Source organism: Alcaligenes sp. (assembly GCF_050255915.1).
GTDB lineage: Bacteria > Pseudomonadota > Gammaproteobacteria > Burkholderiales > Burkholderiaceae_B > Alcaligenes > Alcaligenes aquatilis.
Genome location: NZ_JBFWIQ010000002.1, coordinates 380,743 through 395,327, shown reverse-complemented (window position 1 = coordinate 395,327; position 14,585 = coordinate 380,743). Strand labels below are relative to the sequence as shown.

Genomic DNA, 14,585 nt, shown 5'->3' with positions numbered 1-14,585 from the left:
TGATCCATGCTAGCGACTATTACCGAACTGCAACGTGCTCTTGATCGTGGCGAAACGACCTCGGTCGAGCTGACCCAGCAAGCCCTGGACCGTATCCAGGACGAAAGCCGTGACGGCGCTGCCGCGTTCATCGAAGTGTTTGCTGAACAGGCGCTGGCCGCCGCCAAAGCCTCTGACATTTTGCGCGCTGCCGGTTTGAGCCGCTCGCTGGTTGAAGGCCTGCCCATGTCGGTCAAGAACCTGCATGACATCGCTGGCTATGTGACCCTGGGTGGGTCGGCTGTACTGAAAGATGCGGAGCCGGCTGAACGGCACGCCACCATTGTGGAGCGCTTGCTACGCGCCGGCGCCATTCTGATTGGCTCCACCAATATGACCGAGTTTGCCTTCTCCGGTCTGGGCATCAACCCTCACTACGGCACGCCGCGCTCGGTCTGGGACCGCGACAATGCCCGTATCCCCGGCGGCTCGTCCTCTGGTGCCGGGGTCGCCGTTGCCCAGGGCATGTCGGTGTTCTCCATTGGTACTGATACGGGTGGCTCCATCCGTATCCCTTCGGCCTTTAACGGCCTGACCGGCTTCAAACCCACCGCCGAGCGTGTTCCCAGCGAAGGCACCATGCCTTTGTCGCGCAGCCTGGACTCTAATGGCCCTCTGGCCGCCTCGGTAGAATGCTGCGCCATTGTGGACTCCATCCTGACCGACCAGCCGTACGTGCCCGTGGCCACCCCCGCCCTGGACACCTTGCGCCTGGCCGTGCCCAAGACCTTTGTGTTTGACGGCATCGATGAGACCGTGCGCGCCGCCTTTGACCGTGCCATCACCCTGCTGCGCGAGCAAGGCGCTGTGGTTGAAGAGATCAATCTGCCCGAATTTGACCAATTGCCACAGATCAACCGCAAAGGCGGTTTCGTCTGCGCCGAAGCCTGGTCTGTGCACCGCGACACCCTGCAAAGCAAGGGCGAGCAATACGACCCCCGGGTGGCCTCCCGCATTTTGCGCGGCAAGGACATCGACTGCGCTGATTACATCGAGCTTCAAGACACACGCCAGGCCTGGATCAGCGCCGTGGAAAGCCGTCTGGAACGCTACGATGCCGTTCTGATGCCTACCGTGCCTGTGGTCGCTCCTCGCATTGCCGATCTGCAAGCCTCGGACGAGTTCTACTTCGCCACCAACGGTCTGGTCCTGCGCAACCCCACCCTGATCAACTTCCTGGACGGTTGCGCTCTGTCGCTGCCTTGCCACGCGGCTGATGAAGCCCCGGTAGGCCTGATGGTAGCCGCCCCCGCCTACCACGACGAGCACCTGTTGGCGGTAGGTGCAGCAATCGAACGGGTATTGCCCCTGCGCAAACACTAATCCGGTAAGATTTACGTTCGTTCCAGGACGGCCACCCGGCCGTCCTTGTGCTTTTCGTCAGGAGCCTGTCATGAGCACACCCCAATCCTCCTCCCTGCCCCAGATCATGACACCCACGGTCTTTCCCTTGGCGGGGGTGCTCATTCTGATTCTGTCGTCCTGGGCCCTGTCGGGTCTGGATGCCAGTGGCAAATGGATCATGGGCTTTGGTGTGCCCCTGCTGGTGATGTGCTGGTTTCGCTACGTCGTCCATCTGGTGCTGGTGCTGGCGCTGGTCTTGCCAGTCAAAGGCCGCAAAATCCTGCGCAGCTCCCGCCCCAAAGCACAAATTCTGCGTGGCACAGTGATGATGCTGTCCACCTTCTCGTTTTTCAGTGCCTTGAGCTATCTGCCTCAGGCCGAAGCCACCTCCATCAACTTTCTAGCTCCCCTGCTGGTGCTGTCTGTTGCTCCCTGGATTCTGAAAGAGCCGCCACGCATCAGTCGCTGGGTGGCGGCCGGGGTCGGCTTTCTGGGCGTGCTGATCATCATCCGGCCCACGGCTGGTCTGCACCCATTGGGCGTAATGTTCGGTTTGATGACCGCCTGTATGTTTGCTACGCAATTTATCGCCACACGCCGCGTGGCCGTTGACAACTCGCTGACCACCTTGATCTGGAGTGGCGCCGTAGGCAGCATCTGTTTGACCATTGCCTTGCCCTTTCTGCTGCCCGCCGCCCTGCCTGCCCTGAAGGAGCTGACATTTTTTCAATGGCTGATTCTGATTTCGACGGGCTTGTGGGGCTGTCTGGGACATTTGCTGCAAATCCAGGCCTATCAACGGGCCTCGGCCTCTTTGCTGGCACCCTTTGTGTATCTACAGATCGTGGCAGCCGCCGCGCTGGGATGGCTGATCTGGGGACAGTTCCCCGATATGTTTACCTGGATCGGCATTGCCGTGGTGTGTTCCAGTGGCATTGTGATCAGAACCCTGGAATGGCGGCGCCAGAGCAAGGCTGGCGCCTGAGCCCTGCTCGACTTAGCGAGACTGCCAGCCCTGCACAAAGACGGCAACGGGCTGGCGCTTGGAACCCGCTTTTTGCAGTTCCAGCAAACGCAACACCCCTTCTCCACACGCCACATCAATACCTTGGGCGCTGACGCCCAAAATCTGACCGGGTTCTGCGCCATGCGTTTGCTCTATCACCTGAGCGCGCCAAACCTTCACAGGCTGCTCCAAACCGGGTAAGGACAGGGTGGAACCTGGCACCGGGTCAAATGCGCGAATACGGCGCTCCAGCTCTTTGGCTGGCTGGCTTAAATCCAGCGCCGATTCCGCCTTGGACAGTTTCTCGGCGTAGGTCACGCCTTCTTCTGGCTGAGGAACCGCCTGCAAGGTGCCATCACGCACGTGCTGCAAGGCTTGCAGCAAGGCCTGTGCCCCCAGTTGCGCCAAATCGTCATGCAAGGTTGCAGCACTGTGATCGTCACGAATTGCCAGCTCGCTGCGCACCAGCATATCGCCGGTATCCAGGCCTTCATCCATCTGCATGATGGTGATACCCGTGGCCGCATCGCCTGCCTGAATCGCACGCTGAATCGGTGCCGCACCGCGCCAGCGGGGCAAGAGACTGGCGTGAATATTGAAGCAGCCATAACGAGGCAGCTCCAAGGTCCATTTGGGCAGAATCAGGCCGTAGGCCGCCACCACCATCAGATCCGGTTGCAAATCCAGCAAGGTCTGACGGGCCTGGGCGGCCTCTTCGGGATACTTGCCATCCAGACGCAAGCTATGCGGCTGCAGAACCGGAATATGGGCGTTCACAGCGGCTTGCTTGACCGGGCTGGGGCTAAGCTTCATGCCACGGCCAGCCGGACGGTCTGGCTGCGTCATGACCAAAGGAACGTCAAAGCCCTGCGCTAACAGGGCTTCCAGGGCGATACGGGCAAAATCCGGGGTGCCGGCAAAAACAATACGCATGGCGACTATTGCCCTGCCTTCAGGGCTTCACGCTGCTGCTTGCGCAGACGGCTACGAATACGCTCACGCTTGAGTACCGACAGATACTCCACAAACACCTTGCCATCCAGATGATCCAGCTCGTGCTGAACACATACGGCCAGCAGGCCGTCGGCCTCTTGCTCGTACCACTCGCCTTTTTCATTTTGAGCCTTGAAACGGATGCTGGCAGCGCGCTCGACCTTGTCATAGGTATCGGGCACGGACAGGCAACCTTCTTCGTAGACCTTCAGCTCTTCGCTTTTCCAGGTGATTTCCGGGTTAATCAGCACTAGCAATTCATTGCCGCTTTCCGACACGTCGATAACCACCACACGCTCGTGCACATCAACCTGAGTGGCGGCCAAACCTACACCGGGCGCGTCATACATGGTCTCGGCCATATCCTTGACCAGTTTGCGAATACGGTCGTCGACCTCCTGCACGGGTTTGGCAACCGTGTGCAGACGTGGGTCAGGAAATTTCAGGATAGGAAGCAAAGCCATTGTCATGTCCGAAGAAAAAGCGATAAGTCGATATAATAAAACAAGTTTCAGGGCGGCACCTGGCACCACACCAAGCCCTAACAGCAAAGCGGCCATCGCCCTGGATAAAAACGTCCGGGACACCCAGCCTCAAAAACGGTTTCGTGCCACACTACCTTATGCCTCATTATTTTAGCTCGGGGGAAACCTCGGATGAAATCTCGGAAGAATTGCGTGCCTGGTTGCGTCTGTCACTGGAGCCAGAGCTTACGCCCGCCCAGGCCCGGCAACTGCTGGCCGCCTGTGGACTGCCACCGCAAATCTATCAAAGCTCGGTTCAAACCCTGTCACGCCATATTCCTGGCGAACTGGCCGTCCAACTAAGCCAGGGACCACTGACCGAGCTACAAGCGCACATTGACCAGGCCGTGGAATGGCTCAAGCAAGCGGGTCATCACATTGTGACGCTGGCAGACCCGGCTTACCCTGCCGCCTTGCTGGATCTACATGACGCCCCGCTCTTGCTGTACGCCAATGGCAATCTGGATGTGTTGGCGCACCCCGGGCTGGCGATTGTTGGTGCTCGCAATGCCACCCAGTCTGGCCAGGAAACGGCGACCGACTTCGCTGCCACGCTGGCCTCCAAAGGCTGGTGCATCATCAGTGGGCTGGCCAGCGGCATTGATCAGGCAGCGCACAAAGGCGCGCTCAAAGCAGGCCCGCAATCGGCCGGCACCATTGCTGTCATGGGAACGGGACTGGATCTGGTCTACCCGGCAGCGCACCGCGATCTGGCACACCAGATCAGTGATCACGGTCTGCTGCTCAGCGAGTTCCCCTTAGGCACCCGCGCCATGCCGCACCATTTCCCCCGCCGTAACCGCATTGTGGCCGCTTTGGCCAAAGGCGTGCTGGTGGTAGAAGCGGCAAAGCAAAGTGGCTCCCTGATCACAGCCCGTCTGGCCGGAGAACTGGGGCGCGAGGTTTTTGCTATTCCGGGCTCAATCCATTCGCCTTTGGCACGCGGTTGCCATGCCTTGATACGCCAAGGCGCCAAGCTGGTAGAGAGCGCCCAGGACATTCTGGATGAGCTGGGCAATGTGCAGCACACGTTCAAACTTGAACCCGGCAACCCGTCCAATGCCAGGCCTGTTCAGCACGATAACCTACCGGAAGAACTGCGCCCCATCCTGGAGCGCATCGATTTCGCCCCCTTGACGCCCGAGCAACTGATGCGCCGTACCGGTCTTCTGGCAACTCAACTGCCGGCGGTTCTGGCCGAGCTGGAGCTGGCTGGCTGCATAGAGCCTCTGGCAGACGGGCGATTCCAACGTATCAAGCCATAAAACCCGACTTGGCCACACTGCATCATGGCCTGCTCCTTTGCATCGAAACCCCGGCCACATCGCCTGCTTATAGGGCTGTTCCTAGGGGGCCAGCCCTGGCCTTCAAGAGGTATCATGACGAATACGTAAAGGCCTCCAGGCCCAGCCCCTTACCTTCAGGAAACTTCATGTCATACCCCTCGCGCGTCAAGATTGTGGAGGTCGGCCCTCGGGACGGCCTGCAGAACGAAAAAGAATTCATCCCTACCGACATCAAGGTCGAACTGGTCAACCGCTTGTCCCACGCCGGTTTTGTGAACGTGGAAGCCGCCTCCTTTGTCTCGCCCAAATGGGTGCCACAAATGGCAGACGGCGCGGAAGTGATGGCTACGATTGACCGTCGCCCCGGCACGATCTATTCAGTTCTGACACCCAATATGCGTGGCTTTGAAGGCGCCCTGGCTGCCAAGGCCGACGAAGTGGTGATCTTCGCCGCTGCCAGCGAAGCATTTTCGCAGCGCAATATCAATTGCAGCATTGAAGAATCGCTGGAGCGCTTTGCCCCCGTCGCCCAGGCCGCCAAAGAAGCTGGCATGCGCCTGCGCGGCTCCATCAGTTGTTCGTTCGGTTGTCCCTACGAAGGTGCTGTGGCGCCGGCCAATGTGTTGAAAGTCGGCCAACGTTTGATCGAACTAGGCTGCGATGAAATCGACGTAGCCGACACCATCGGTGTCGGCACGGCCCGTCAGGTCTACGAGGTGATGCGCATGATCACCGAGCACATTGACCCCATTCATGTGTCCGGCCACTTCCACGACACCTATGGCCAGGCCATCGCCAATATTGTGGCCGCCATGCAGGCCGGCATTCATATTTTCCACAGTTCTGTAGCCGGGCTGGGTGGCTGTCCCTACGCCAAAGGCGCAACCGGCAACGTCGCCACCGAGGACGTGCTGTTCCTGATGCAAGGCCTGGATATTGAAACCGGCATTGATCTGAACGCCGTGGTGGACACGGGGCAATGGATTTCGGCTCATTTAAAGCGCAAATCGGCCAGCAATGCCGGTAACGCCCTGGCAGCCCGCAAACAAGGGGCCGCCGCGTGCTGATGAGCCAAGCCCCCTCGAAAGAGGAAATTGACGCCCTGTTAAAGGATCTGGGTTCACTGCCTATTCAAGGCCGCTCCTGGCCTAAATGGGTCGCGGCTGGTGCCTGGATAGTGCTAGCCCTGATTGGTGTGCGTTTTGCGCTGGTAGCCAGCTCCCCACAAGGTGCGGCTATCAGCCCTGTACTGGCGGGCTCTCTGGTTCTGCTGTTTACTGGCTTGATCTTGATTGCCTGGCACATGTGGCATGGCATCACCACGATTGACCAGAACGGCATCCGCCAGAGCTGGATCATGAAGCGGGAAGTGCAATGGCAAGACATCCACTTTGCCAAGTTCGTGCCGCTGTTCAACTCCAAACGCCTGATCTGCTTTACCCGGCGTGGTCGACCCGTGATTTTTCAAGGCGCCACGCAGGATCTGCAAGTGGCTTTTGCCAAGATTTCCTTGGTGTTGCGGCGCAAAAATTAAGTCCAAATCCTGTCTATACCCAGGGCCACGCAAGCCCTGGGACAACTCAGATCAGAACCGCCCCCGCAAAGTGAACAGAAAACTGCGTGGCGCACCGTAGTTATTACGGTTCTCGATATAGCCCGGATACTCGTAGTAAACCTTGTCGAACAGATTATTGACGTTCAAGGCTGCCGTCCAGCTCGGTGTCACATCATAAGCAATACGTGCATTCCACACGCTGTACGAGGGTCGACGCACCTTGGAGACGCTGTTACTCAAAGCACTTTGCCAGTTCATACCCAGGCCGACGCTCACCGCTTGCAACTGACCAGGCAGACGGTAATCGCCCCAGATCCGCAACAAATGCCGTGGGGTTTCAGCGCTGAACACTTCACCTTCTTGAGACGTATCCCGCAAGAACTTATTGTTATTGAAGGTATAGCCGGCCGCCAATTGCAAGCCGGGGGCAACTTGCCCTGTCACCTCAGCCTCAAACCCTTGGCTGCGTACCTTGCCAGCGGCACGCGAGCAGTAACCGCCATTGCACACCGGGCCAGCCTCCTGATCCTGCACAGCCCGGTTGGTCTGATCAATACGATAAAAAGCCAGGGACGCATTCAGGCGGCCATCCAGCAGCTCACCTTTGATACCGGCCTCGTAATTAGCCCCCACAATAGGTTTGAGCAAGCTACCGTCGCGTGTCGTTGCGGTTTGAGGCTCAAAAATATCGGCATAACTGGCGTACACCGACCACTGGGGCGACAGCTCATACACCATCCCCAGGAACGGGGTGAATTCCGCTGTCGCCTTGCTGACGCTGACATCGCTCCAGCTTGTCGCCTGCGTGGAGTAGCGGCTTTCAAACCAGCTGAAACGTCCACCGCTGACCAAAGTCAGGTCATCGGTCAAACGACTACGCAATTGGGCGTAAATCCCCTTTTGTACGTGCGGCTCATAGCGAGATAAGCGCTGCGAATCGGGAAACTCGGCCGGTTTGGGCACGTGGGGATCGGGGTTGAACACATCCAAAGGACGGTAGTTCATGTTGTACTCAATCCGGTCACTGGAGCTAAGGCGCGAAATACTCGCCCCCACGACCAGATCCTGCGGCATATCCCACACCGTAAAGCGCCCATTCACATTGGCATCCACCCCCAGATGCTCGCTGGTCTTGTCATAGTTCCAGGCATTACGCACCGGGCCGGTCAAAGTCGTGACATCCACGGTCCCCGTCGCATCCAGGGCCGAGGTAATACTTTCTTCTTTCACATAGGTCGCTGCCACTTTCAAGCGCCAATTGTCATTGAACTGATGCGTCAGATCGGCAAAAACTTGGGTTTCATCTTTGTCCCATTGGTTCCAGTCCGCACCCAGAAAGGTGGAGCGCTTCAGCTCCAGCGAGCTGCCATCGCTATAACGTGGCAGACCGCCAAAGAAAGGAGTAGAGCGCAAGCGCGACACCAGCACACCGGCACCCACGCTGGTGTCCGGCGTAATGTCCAGATCCAGCGCCAGATACATATTGGCATTACGTTCCTTCACCCTGTCGATAAAGGAGCCTTTATCGTCATAATCCAGCACGGCACGCGCGCGCAGACTGCCGTTCTCGTTCAAGGCTCCACCTGCGTCCAGCATCGCACCGCCATGCTTCCACGAGCCAGCACGCAGCTCAGCCAGAATTTGCGTATCAGCCGTTGGACGTTTGCGCACCAGATTGATGGAACCACCAGGCTGACCCGCTCCTTCAAACAAGCCCTGAGCCCCACGGAATACTTCCACCCGATCCAGATAGGCCGTGCTACCCGTAAAGCTGTTGCCCACCGCATAAAAGCTGCGTGACAGCGGTACACCATCGTATTGGACATTGCTGATTTTGAAGCCGCGCGAATAATAGTTGCGCCCGCCATCGGCCACTTCGCTAATCGTCACGCCTGTGGTGTTCTCCAGCACTTCGCTGATCGACGCCAGGTTCTGGTCGTCCAGGCGCTTGCGTGTCACCACCGAAACAGACTGAGGAATATCTTTCAGTGCCTGTGCTGTCTTGCCTATGGTGGTGGCATTGGCCGTGTAGGACTGCGACCCCTCAGTCTGAGCATCCAGGCTGCGATTGACACGTACAGGGGCCAGGATACTGACACCAGGATCGGGTTCGGCTTCAATACGAATACCTGCACTTGCTTGGATGCCTCGATAGCCCGTACCAACCAGCAAGGCCTGCAAGCCATCCTGCAAGGCATAGCTGCCGTTCAAACCAGCACTGCGCACACCTTGCAACTGCGCCGCCGAGTAGATCAAGGACACACCCGCCTGACGGGCGAAATCAGCCAGCGCCGCATCCAGGGGACCGGCCGAGATGTGATAAGTACGTGCGGCCGTGGTACTGGCCGCAGCAGGGTTACTTTGAGCGTGCGCAATCGGCATGGCCGCCAATAAAGCGGCCACTAAAGGCAAAAATATGAAAAGAGCGGTTCTGCCAGAAACAGGCAGGCCACGCCGTCCTGATGCAAGACGTGCAGGTCGGCTAAAGAGGATCGTCACGAAAATGGCTCCAATGAAAGTCTGTCGATGCTGGCAGTGCGCACTGCTTCAATCGATATGACGAGCCAAAATCGCCATCCCCTCAAAAAAATACGTCCTGATCCAGAGAGGCCAAAACATGTCATCCGCGTAAGCTACAACACGCCTCAAGCTTATGCACGAGCCAGAACGCGAGTTAGTCTGCCGCCCCACCATTGACGACCCTGCTCTACCCGAACGGGCAGGCTTTGACGCAGCAAGTCCAGAATCTTGGCCGTGTCGTGCAACTGGAACACGCCTGACACCTTGATCTGAGCCACCGCCGGATCACATTCAATAGCGCCGTGATAACGCGCCAGATCCTGCAAGAACAGGGACAGCGGCATATCCTTGACGGCCAAGGCGCCCTCCACCCAGGCAGAGCCATTACCCTGCTGCTCGGCAGGCAAGGCGTCCACACGCATACTGCTCATGCAAGCACTTTGCCCGGTTTCCAGCACGGTATAGGCCCGGTCCCCCGAGTGTTGGCGGGGCCACAAGGCCACCGAACCTTCATTGACCTCAACCTGGCTGCCCGAATCCAGCTGACGGACTCGATAACGTGTCCCCAAGGCTTGCGCCCGCCCATCTCGGGTCTGCACAAACAAAGGGCGCTCCAAAGGGTCATGGGCGGAAATCAGGTAAATCTCCCCACGCAAAAGCTCAACTCGCCGGAACTGTGCGTTAAAGCTGATGTTCACGGCGGTATCGGTATTGAGCACAAGTACCCCGCCATCAGGCAAGTTCAACTGTCGGCGTTCCCCCCGTCGAGTGGATGCATCTGCCAGCAAAGGCTGGACAAAGGGGGCTTCAGCGACCCGCCATGCCAATACACCACCCACACTGCACGCACCCAGGCTCAGCAAAGCCTTGCGGCGTGACCGGCGCCGTTGCTGCTCCTCGGCTTGGCGCAGAATATGAGTGGCCTCCTGTCCAGGCAGAGAAGCCAGAGGTGCCTGCAAACTGCTCCCCATTGCCTGCAAACGCTCCCACACAGCAGCATGCTCAGGAGTCGCCTGCCGCCATGCCTCGAAGGCTTGCCAGGTCTTGGCATCCGCTACGTTGTGATGCAGCCTGATACGCCAGGCAATCGCCGTATCCAGAACAAGCGTCTCGGCGGAAGTATTCATTCGTCTGTCCAGATAGCTGGCTTACAAACCGTAAACCAGGCGATAGCAGTGCTGCAAAGCCTGCGCCAGATAACGTTCTACGGTGGACACGGATTTGCCTATGCGCTGCGCGATCTGCGGACAACTCAGGCCTTCCATTTGCGCCAGTAAAAACACCTCTCGCACCAAGGGTTTCAAGCGTCCCAGCATCTGTGCAATCTGCTCCAAGGACTCCAGAATGACCAGACGGGACTCCTCGGAGGGCCAGTTGTCCTGCGGGCGACTTTCCAGGACAGCCAGGTAAGCACGCTCGATTTCCAGCCTGCGCCAATGATCCACCACCAGCCGTCCGGCAATCGTGCGCAGATAGGCGCGGGGCTCCCTCAAAGAGCCATCGCTAATGGTGCTGGAGTTCACACTAAGCAGTCGCAGGAACGTGTCTTGCGCAAGATCGGCTGCTTGATGCGCGTCCCCTAACTTGCCACGCAGCCAACCACGCAACCAATCGTGGTGGTCGCGATAAAGCTCGGAAACCGCAGCGTGGGAGGGATGTTCAAGCTCGGCGGGCATGGGGTGCCAAGGGAAAGGCAGAGAATGTTAATAAGAACCATTATTATTGCATAAGTCCGATCAAGCCCATGCATCCGCTCTACCCATAAAAAAAGCAGCTCCCAAAGAGAGCTGCTTTTTGCATATCGCAAACCCCGAATGGATTAACGAATAGGCAGACCGTAGATCAAGCCACCGTCGATCCACAAAGCATTCAGGCCGCGTTCGATTTGCAGCGGGCTACCTTTACCCACGTTGCGCTCGAAGGACTCGCCGTAGTTACCGACCTGCTTGATGATGTTGTAAGCCCATTTTTCGTCCAGGCCCAGGTTTTTACCGGCACCGGGAGTCACACCCAACAGACGCTGGATGTTGGGGTTGTTGCTCTTGAGCTTCTCGTCCACATTGGCCGCTGTCACATCCAGTTCTTCAGCATTGAAGCTGGCTTGGATGGACCATTTCACAATGTTCAGCCAGGCATCATCGCCCTGACGGACGAAGGGGCCCAATGGCTCTTTGGAAATGATTTCAGGCAGCACCAGGTAGTCGTCCGGATTCTCCATTTTGGAGATACGAATCGAAGCCAGGCCGGACGCATCGGTAGAGAACACGTCACAGCGGCCAGCCACAAAAGCGTTGACTACTTCGTTGAACTGTTCGATCACCACAGGCTTGTACTCAACCTTGTTGGCGCGGGCCCAGTCAGCCATGGTGTTTTCGTTGGACGTTCCCGTCTGCATACAAACCGTGGCGCCGTTCAATTCCTTGGCGCTGGAAACACCCAGCTTCTTGGACACCAGAAAACCCTGGCCGTCGTAGAAGTTGATGCCGGCGTGGATAGCACCCACGGCCGTATCGCGCTGCTGAGTCACGGTCGTGTTACGGGCCAGCAGATCAATTTCACCTGACTGCAACGCCGTAAAACGTTGCTGCGAGTTCAAAGGCACGGCCTTGAATTTGCTGGCGTCGCCCAGGGTGGCGGCAGCGACCGAGCGACACACATCAATATCCAGCCCTGTCCAATTGCCCTTGTCATCAGGGGCAGAAAAACCGGCAAAACCGGTGGTCACGCCACACAGCACGTGACCGCGCTGTTTGACATTGTCCAGGGTGGCGGCCTGGGCAGCAGGCATGCTGGCCATCAAGGCCAGGACTACAGCAGAAACGGGCACAAAGCGCATCGGGCTCTCCTCAAAGATATAGGTATTGACTATTTTCCAGCATAGTACCGCAGCCCGACTGCTACTTGTGTGCATATCTACATGGCTAATTAATCGTAGCTGCGTTGGTCCTCGATGACTTTACCATCCCGAGGCAAGGCGCCTGGCTCCACAAACTCCACCTGTGCGCGCAGTTTGGTGATTTCACGGATCGAGTCGGCCAACGCGTTTTCCAGTCCCTCAGGCTTGGAGGTGACCTCCACCTGAAACACCATCTGGTCCTGACCACTGGCACCCCGCACCACCAAGCGAGCCTGGCCCAGTTCCTTGTGACGCAAGCGAATTTGTTCCACCTGTCCCGGATGCACAAACATGCCGCGCACCTTGGTCGTCTGGTCAGCACGCCCCATCCAGCCGCGTATACGCTGATTAGTCCGACCACAAGGGGACTGGCCGGGCATGACGGCGGACAAGTCCCCCGTACCGAACCGCACCAACGGGTAGTCTGGGTTAAAAGACGTCACCACCACTTCGCCCACTTCACCAGGCTCTACGGGCTGGCCTGTGCCCGGACGCACAATTTCCAGAATCAGGTTTTCGTTAAGCACCAAGCCTTCACGGGCCTGAGTTTCGTAGGCAATCATGCCCAGATCGGCACTGCCGTAAGCTTGATAGCCTGCCACGCCATGCTCGCTGAACCATTTTTGTAAAGAGGGCGGGTAGGCTTCACCCGAGAACAAGGCCTTGGTCAATCCCGGCAACGCAATCTGCATGGACTGGGCTTTTTCCATGATGATTTTCAGAAAGCTGGGGGTACCGGTGTACCCATGCGGGCGCAAGTCGGCCATGGCCTGCACTTGTTGTTCGGTTTGCCCCACCCCCCCCGGAAACACGGTGCAATCCAAAGCATGGGCAGCGGTTTCCATCATCGAACCGGCCGGCGTGAAGTGATAGGAGAAGCAGTTGAAAATCAGTTCTTCGCGGCGAAAACCCGCTGCATACAAGGCCCGCGCAAAGCCCCAATAGTCCGGGCGACGGCTTTCGGGCTCATACATGGGGCCAGGCGAAGCAAACACTTTGCGAGCTGCCCCCCAGGAAATGGAGGAAAAGCCGCCGAAAACGGACTGCGCATACTCAGCCGACGGCGCGCCAGAGCGGGCCCGCTCACGAGCTTCCAACTGGGCTTTGAGCAGCTCGCTTTTACGAAACACCGGAATAGCCAGCAGGTCCTCACGGCTGCGCACAGCGGCCAGATCCACCGAATCCAGTTGTCTGGCAATGGCAGGGGCTCCTTTTGCAGCCGCTTGCAAAACCTGCGGCAAACGGGACAGTAAATCAGCCTCACGCTCGTCCGGTTCCTGGGTTTCGCGCTCGTCGTAAAATTCGCTCATCTCTCCTCCACTGGGATGAATTGGCATTCAAACACTCCCGCGCCCAGCCGACTTCCTGCTCATAGACTGACGCGTGTCGATACCAAGCTCTGCGACTACACCCCGTGTAGCCAGGAGCTGCCCAAAACTAAAAATGTCAAAAGGGGTCAGGGCGGCACCTTGTGTGCATCCCGATCGATGGCCTGTTCCTGTACTGATCCTGCCGCTTTCAATACAGGCCAGGCCCTGCTGATACTGTGAAAATCCTTGAGGGTTAGGCCAACCAGCGCTTGCGTCGTCGATAGAATTTATTGTCACGAAAGCTCTTGCGCTCGCCCCCGGACACACCCAGATAGAACTCCTTGACGTCTTCGTTCTCGGCCAAGGCCTGGGAGGGTCCATCCATCATGACGCGGCCGTTTTCCAGGATGTAGCCATAGTCGGCATACTTCAGGGCCACGTTGGTGTTTTGCTCGGCCAGCAAGAAACTGACACGCTCGCGCTGATTCAGGTCACGGACAATCTCGAAAATCTCTTCCACCACCTGCGGTGCCAGCCCCATGGAAGGCTCGTCCAGCAAGATCATGCTGGGGTCGGCCATCAAGGCGCGTCCAATGGCACACATTTGCTGTTCACCGCCCGAGGTATAACCGGCCTGACTGGTACGGCGCTGCTTTAGACGCGGAAAATACTGGTACACCTTGTCCAGCTCGGCGCTTACATCACCACGTGACAAGGAACGGGTATAGGCCCCGGTCAGCAAATTTTCTTCAATGCTCAAGTGCGCAAAACAGTGGCGCCCTTCCATCACCTGCACTACGCCGCGCTTGACCAGATCAGCCGGAGTCAGTTGATCAATACGCTCGCCACGCAGATGGATCTGGCCTTTGGTCACATCGCCGCGCTCAGCGCGCAGCAAGTTCGATACGGCCCGCAAGGTCGTGGTTTTACCGGCACCGTTGGCGCCCAGCAAGGCAACAATCCGCCCTTCCGGTACACGCAAGGACACGCCCTTGAGCACCAGAATGACGTGGTTGTAAATCACTTCGATGCCATTGACGTCCAACAAGATGGGCGCCTCATCCACTTGGCCTACGGTCTCACTCATAATCTTCCCCACGCAATGCAGTGCC

The 14,585-nt window shown here is 58.0% G+C and carries 13 protein-coding genes; 5 read left to right on the top strand and 8 right to left on the bottom strand.

Annotated features, from left to right (window positions below):
- Positions 1-6 precede the first annotated feature (6 nt).
- Together AB7E06_RS04010 and AB7E06_RS04005 are read left to right on the top strand one after the other, a co-directional pair.
- Positions 7-1,362, top strand: a complete 1,356-nt coding sequence (locus AB7E06_RS04010; protein WP_427955234.1) for an amidase — start codon at positions 7-9, stop codon at positions 1,360-1,362.
- Between the two features lie 70 nt (positions 1,363-1,432).
- A complete protein-coding gene (locus AB7E06_RS04005; RefSeq protein WP_427955231.1) occupies positions 1,433-2,368 on the top strand; it encodes a DMT family transporter in 936 nt (311 codons plus the stop codon).
- A gap of 12 nt (positions 2,369-2,380) precedes the next feature.
- On the opposite strand, the gene fmt is transcribed toward AB7E06_RS04005, so the two are convergent.
- On the bottom strand, positions 2,381-3,322 hold the full coding sequence (gene fmt / locus AB7E06_RS04000; RefSeq protein ID WP_094195319.1) for a methionyl-tRNA formyltransferase: 942 nt from the start codon (positions 3,320-3,322) through the stop codon (positions 2,381-2,383).
- A 5-nt stretch (positions 3,323-3,327) separates the two neighbouring features.
- The gene (def, locus tag AB7E06_RS03995) at positions 3,328-3,846 is read right to left on the bottom strand and encodes a peptide deformylase (protein WP_094198232.1); all 519 of its coding nucleotides are present in this window, start codon (positions 3,844-3,846) and stop codon (positions 3,328-3,330) included.
- A 158-nt stretch (positions 3,847-4,004) separates the two neighbouring features.
- Here def and dprA point away from each other — a divergent pair, with 158 nt between their 5' ends.
- From dprA to AB7E06_RS03980, 3 genes are all read left to right on the top strand, one after another.
- Complete coding sequence (dprA, locus tag AB7E06_RS03990) at positions 4,005-5,171, top strand: DNA-processing protein DprA (protein WP_427955226.1); 1,167 nt, start codon at positions 4,005-4,007, stop codon at positions 5,169-5,171.
- Between the two features lie 167 nt (positions 5,172-5,338).
- Positions 5,339-6,259, top strand: a complete 921-nt coding sequence (locus AB7E06_RS03985) for a hydroxymethylglutaryl-CoA lyase (protein ID WP_264672304.1) — start codon at positions 5,339-5,341, stop codon at positions 6,257-6,259.
- A complete protein-coding gene (locus AB7E06_RS03980) occupies positions 6,259-6,726 on the top strand; it encodes a hypothetical protein (RefSeq protein WP_094195316.1) in 468 nt (155 codons plus the stop codon). The genes AB7E06_RS03985 and AB7E06_RS03980 overlap by 1 nt, the downstream gene beginning before the upstream one ends.
- Before the next feature lie 51 nt (positions 6,727-6,777).
- Here the strand turns inward: AB7E06_RS03980 and AB7E06_RS03975 are convergent, their stop codons facing one another.
- The 6 genes from AB7E06_RS03975 to AB7E06_RS03950 all read right to left on the bottom strand — a co-directional run bounded on the left by AB7E06_RS03975 (position 6,778) and on the right by AB7E06_RS03950 (position 14,560).
- Positions 6,778-9,129 carry a TonB-dependent siderophore receptor gene (locus tag AB7E06_RS03975; protein ID WP_427955221.1) on the bottom strand — a complete coding sequence of 784 codons (2,352 nt, stop codon included), beginning with the start codon at positions 9,127-9,129 and terminating at the stop codon, positions 6,778-6,780.
- 269 nt (positions 9,130-9,398) lie between these two features.
- Entirely contained in the window at positions 9,399-10,394 is a 996-nt protein-coding gene (locus tag AB7E06_RS03970) for a FecR domain-containing protein (protein WP_427955218.1), read from the bottom strand.
- 21 nt (positions 10,395-10,415) lie between these two features.
- Positions 10,416-10,943, bottom strand: a complete 528-nt coding sequence (locus AB7E06_RS03965; RefSeq protein WP_376936521.1) for a sigma-70 family RNA polymerase sigma factor — start codon at positions 10,941-10,943, stop codon at positions 10,416-10,418.
- Positions 10,944-11,086: 143 nt separating this feature from the next.
- Entirely contained in the window at positions 11,087-12,103 is a 1,017-nt protein-coding gene (locus AB7E06_RS03960; RefSeq protein WP_042484596.1) for an amino acid ABC transporter substrate-binding protein, read from the bottom strand.
- 89 nt (positions 12,104-12,192) lie between these two features.
- On the bottom strand, positions 12,193-13,473 hold the full coding sequence (locus AB7E06_RS03955) for a phenylacetate--CoA ligase family protein (protein WP_121737708.1): 1,281 nt from the start codon (positions 13,471-13,473) through the stop codon (positions 12,193-12,195).
- 253 nt (positions 13,474-13,726) lie between these two features.
- Complete coding sequence (locus tag AB7E06_RS03950) at positions 13,727-14,560, bottom strand: ABC transporter ATP-binding protein (protein WP_094195314.1); 834 nt, start codon at positions 14,558-14,560, stop codon at positions 13,727-13,729.
- Positions 14,561-14,585 lie beyond the last annotated feature (25 nt).

Bases quoted from the DNA above. Each gene is read 5' to 3' on its own strand.
- dprA (WP_427955226.1), top strand. From the start codon at position 4,005: ATGCCTCATTATTTTAGCTCGGGGGAAACCTCGGATGAAATCTCGGAA.
- AB7E06_RS03975 (WP_427955221.1), bottom strand. From the start codon at position 9,129: ATGCCGATTGCGCACGCTCAAAGTAACCCTGCTGCGGCCAGTACCACG.
- AB7E06_RS03965 (WP_376936521.1), bottom strand. From the start codon at position 10,943: ATGCCCGCCGAGCTTGAACATCCCTCCCACGCTGCGGTTTCCGAGCTT.
- def (WP_094198232.1), bottom strand. From the start codon at position 3,846: ATGGCTTTGCTTCCTATCCTGAAATTTCCTGACCCACGTCTGCACACG.
- AB7E06_RS04005 (WP_427955231.1), top strand. From the start codon at position 1,433: ATGAGCACACCCCAATCCTCCTCCCTGCCCCAGATCATGACACCCACG.
- AB7E06_RS03955 (WP_121737708.1), bottom strand. From the start codon at position 13,473: ATGAGCGAATTTTACGACGAGCGCGAAACCCAGGAACCGGACGAGCGT.
- AB7E06_RS03970 (WP_427955218.1), bottom strand. From the start codon at position 10,394: ATGAATACTTCCGCCGAGACGCTTGTTCTGGATACGGCGATTGCCTGG.
- AB7E06_RS03950 (WP_094195314.1), bottom strand. From the start codon at position 14,560: ATGAGTGAGACCGTAGGCCAAGTGGATGAGGCGCCCATCTTGTTGGAC.
- AB7E06_RS03960 (WP_042484596.1), bottom strand. From the start codon at position 12,103: ATGCGCTTTGTGCCCGTTTCTGCTGTAGTCCTGGCCTTGATGGCCAGC.
- AB7E06_RS04010 (WP_427955234.1), top strand. From the start codon at position 7: ATGCTAGCGACTATTACCGAACTGCAACGTGCTCTTGATCGTGGCGAA.
- AB7E06_RS03985 (WP_264672304.1), top strand. From the start codon at position 5,339: ATGTCATACCCCTCGCGCGTCAAGATTGTGGAGGTCGGCCCTCGGGAC.
- fmt (WP_094195319.1), bottom strand. From the start codon at position 3,322: ATGCGTATTGTTTTTGCCGGCACCCCGGATTTTGCCCGTATCGCCCTG.
- AB7E06_RS03980 (WP_094195316.1), top strand. From the start codon at position 6,259: ATGAGCCAAGCCCCCTCGAAAGAGGAAATTGACGCCCTGTTAAAGGAT.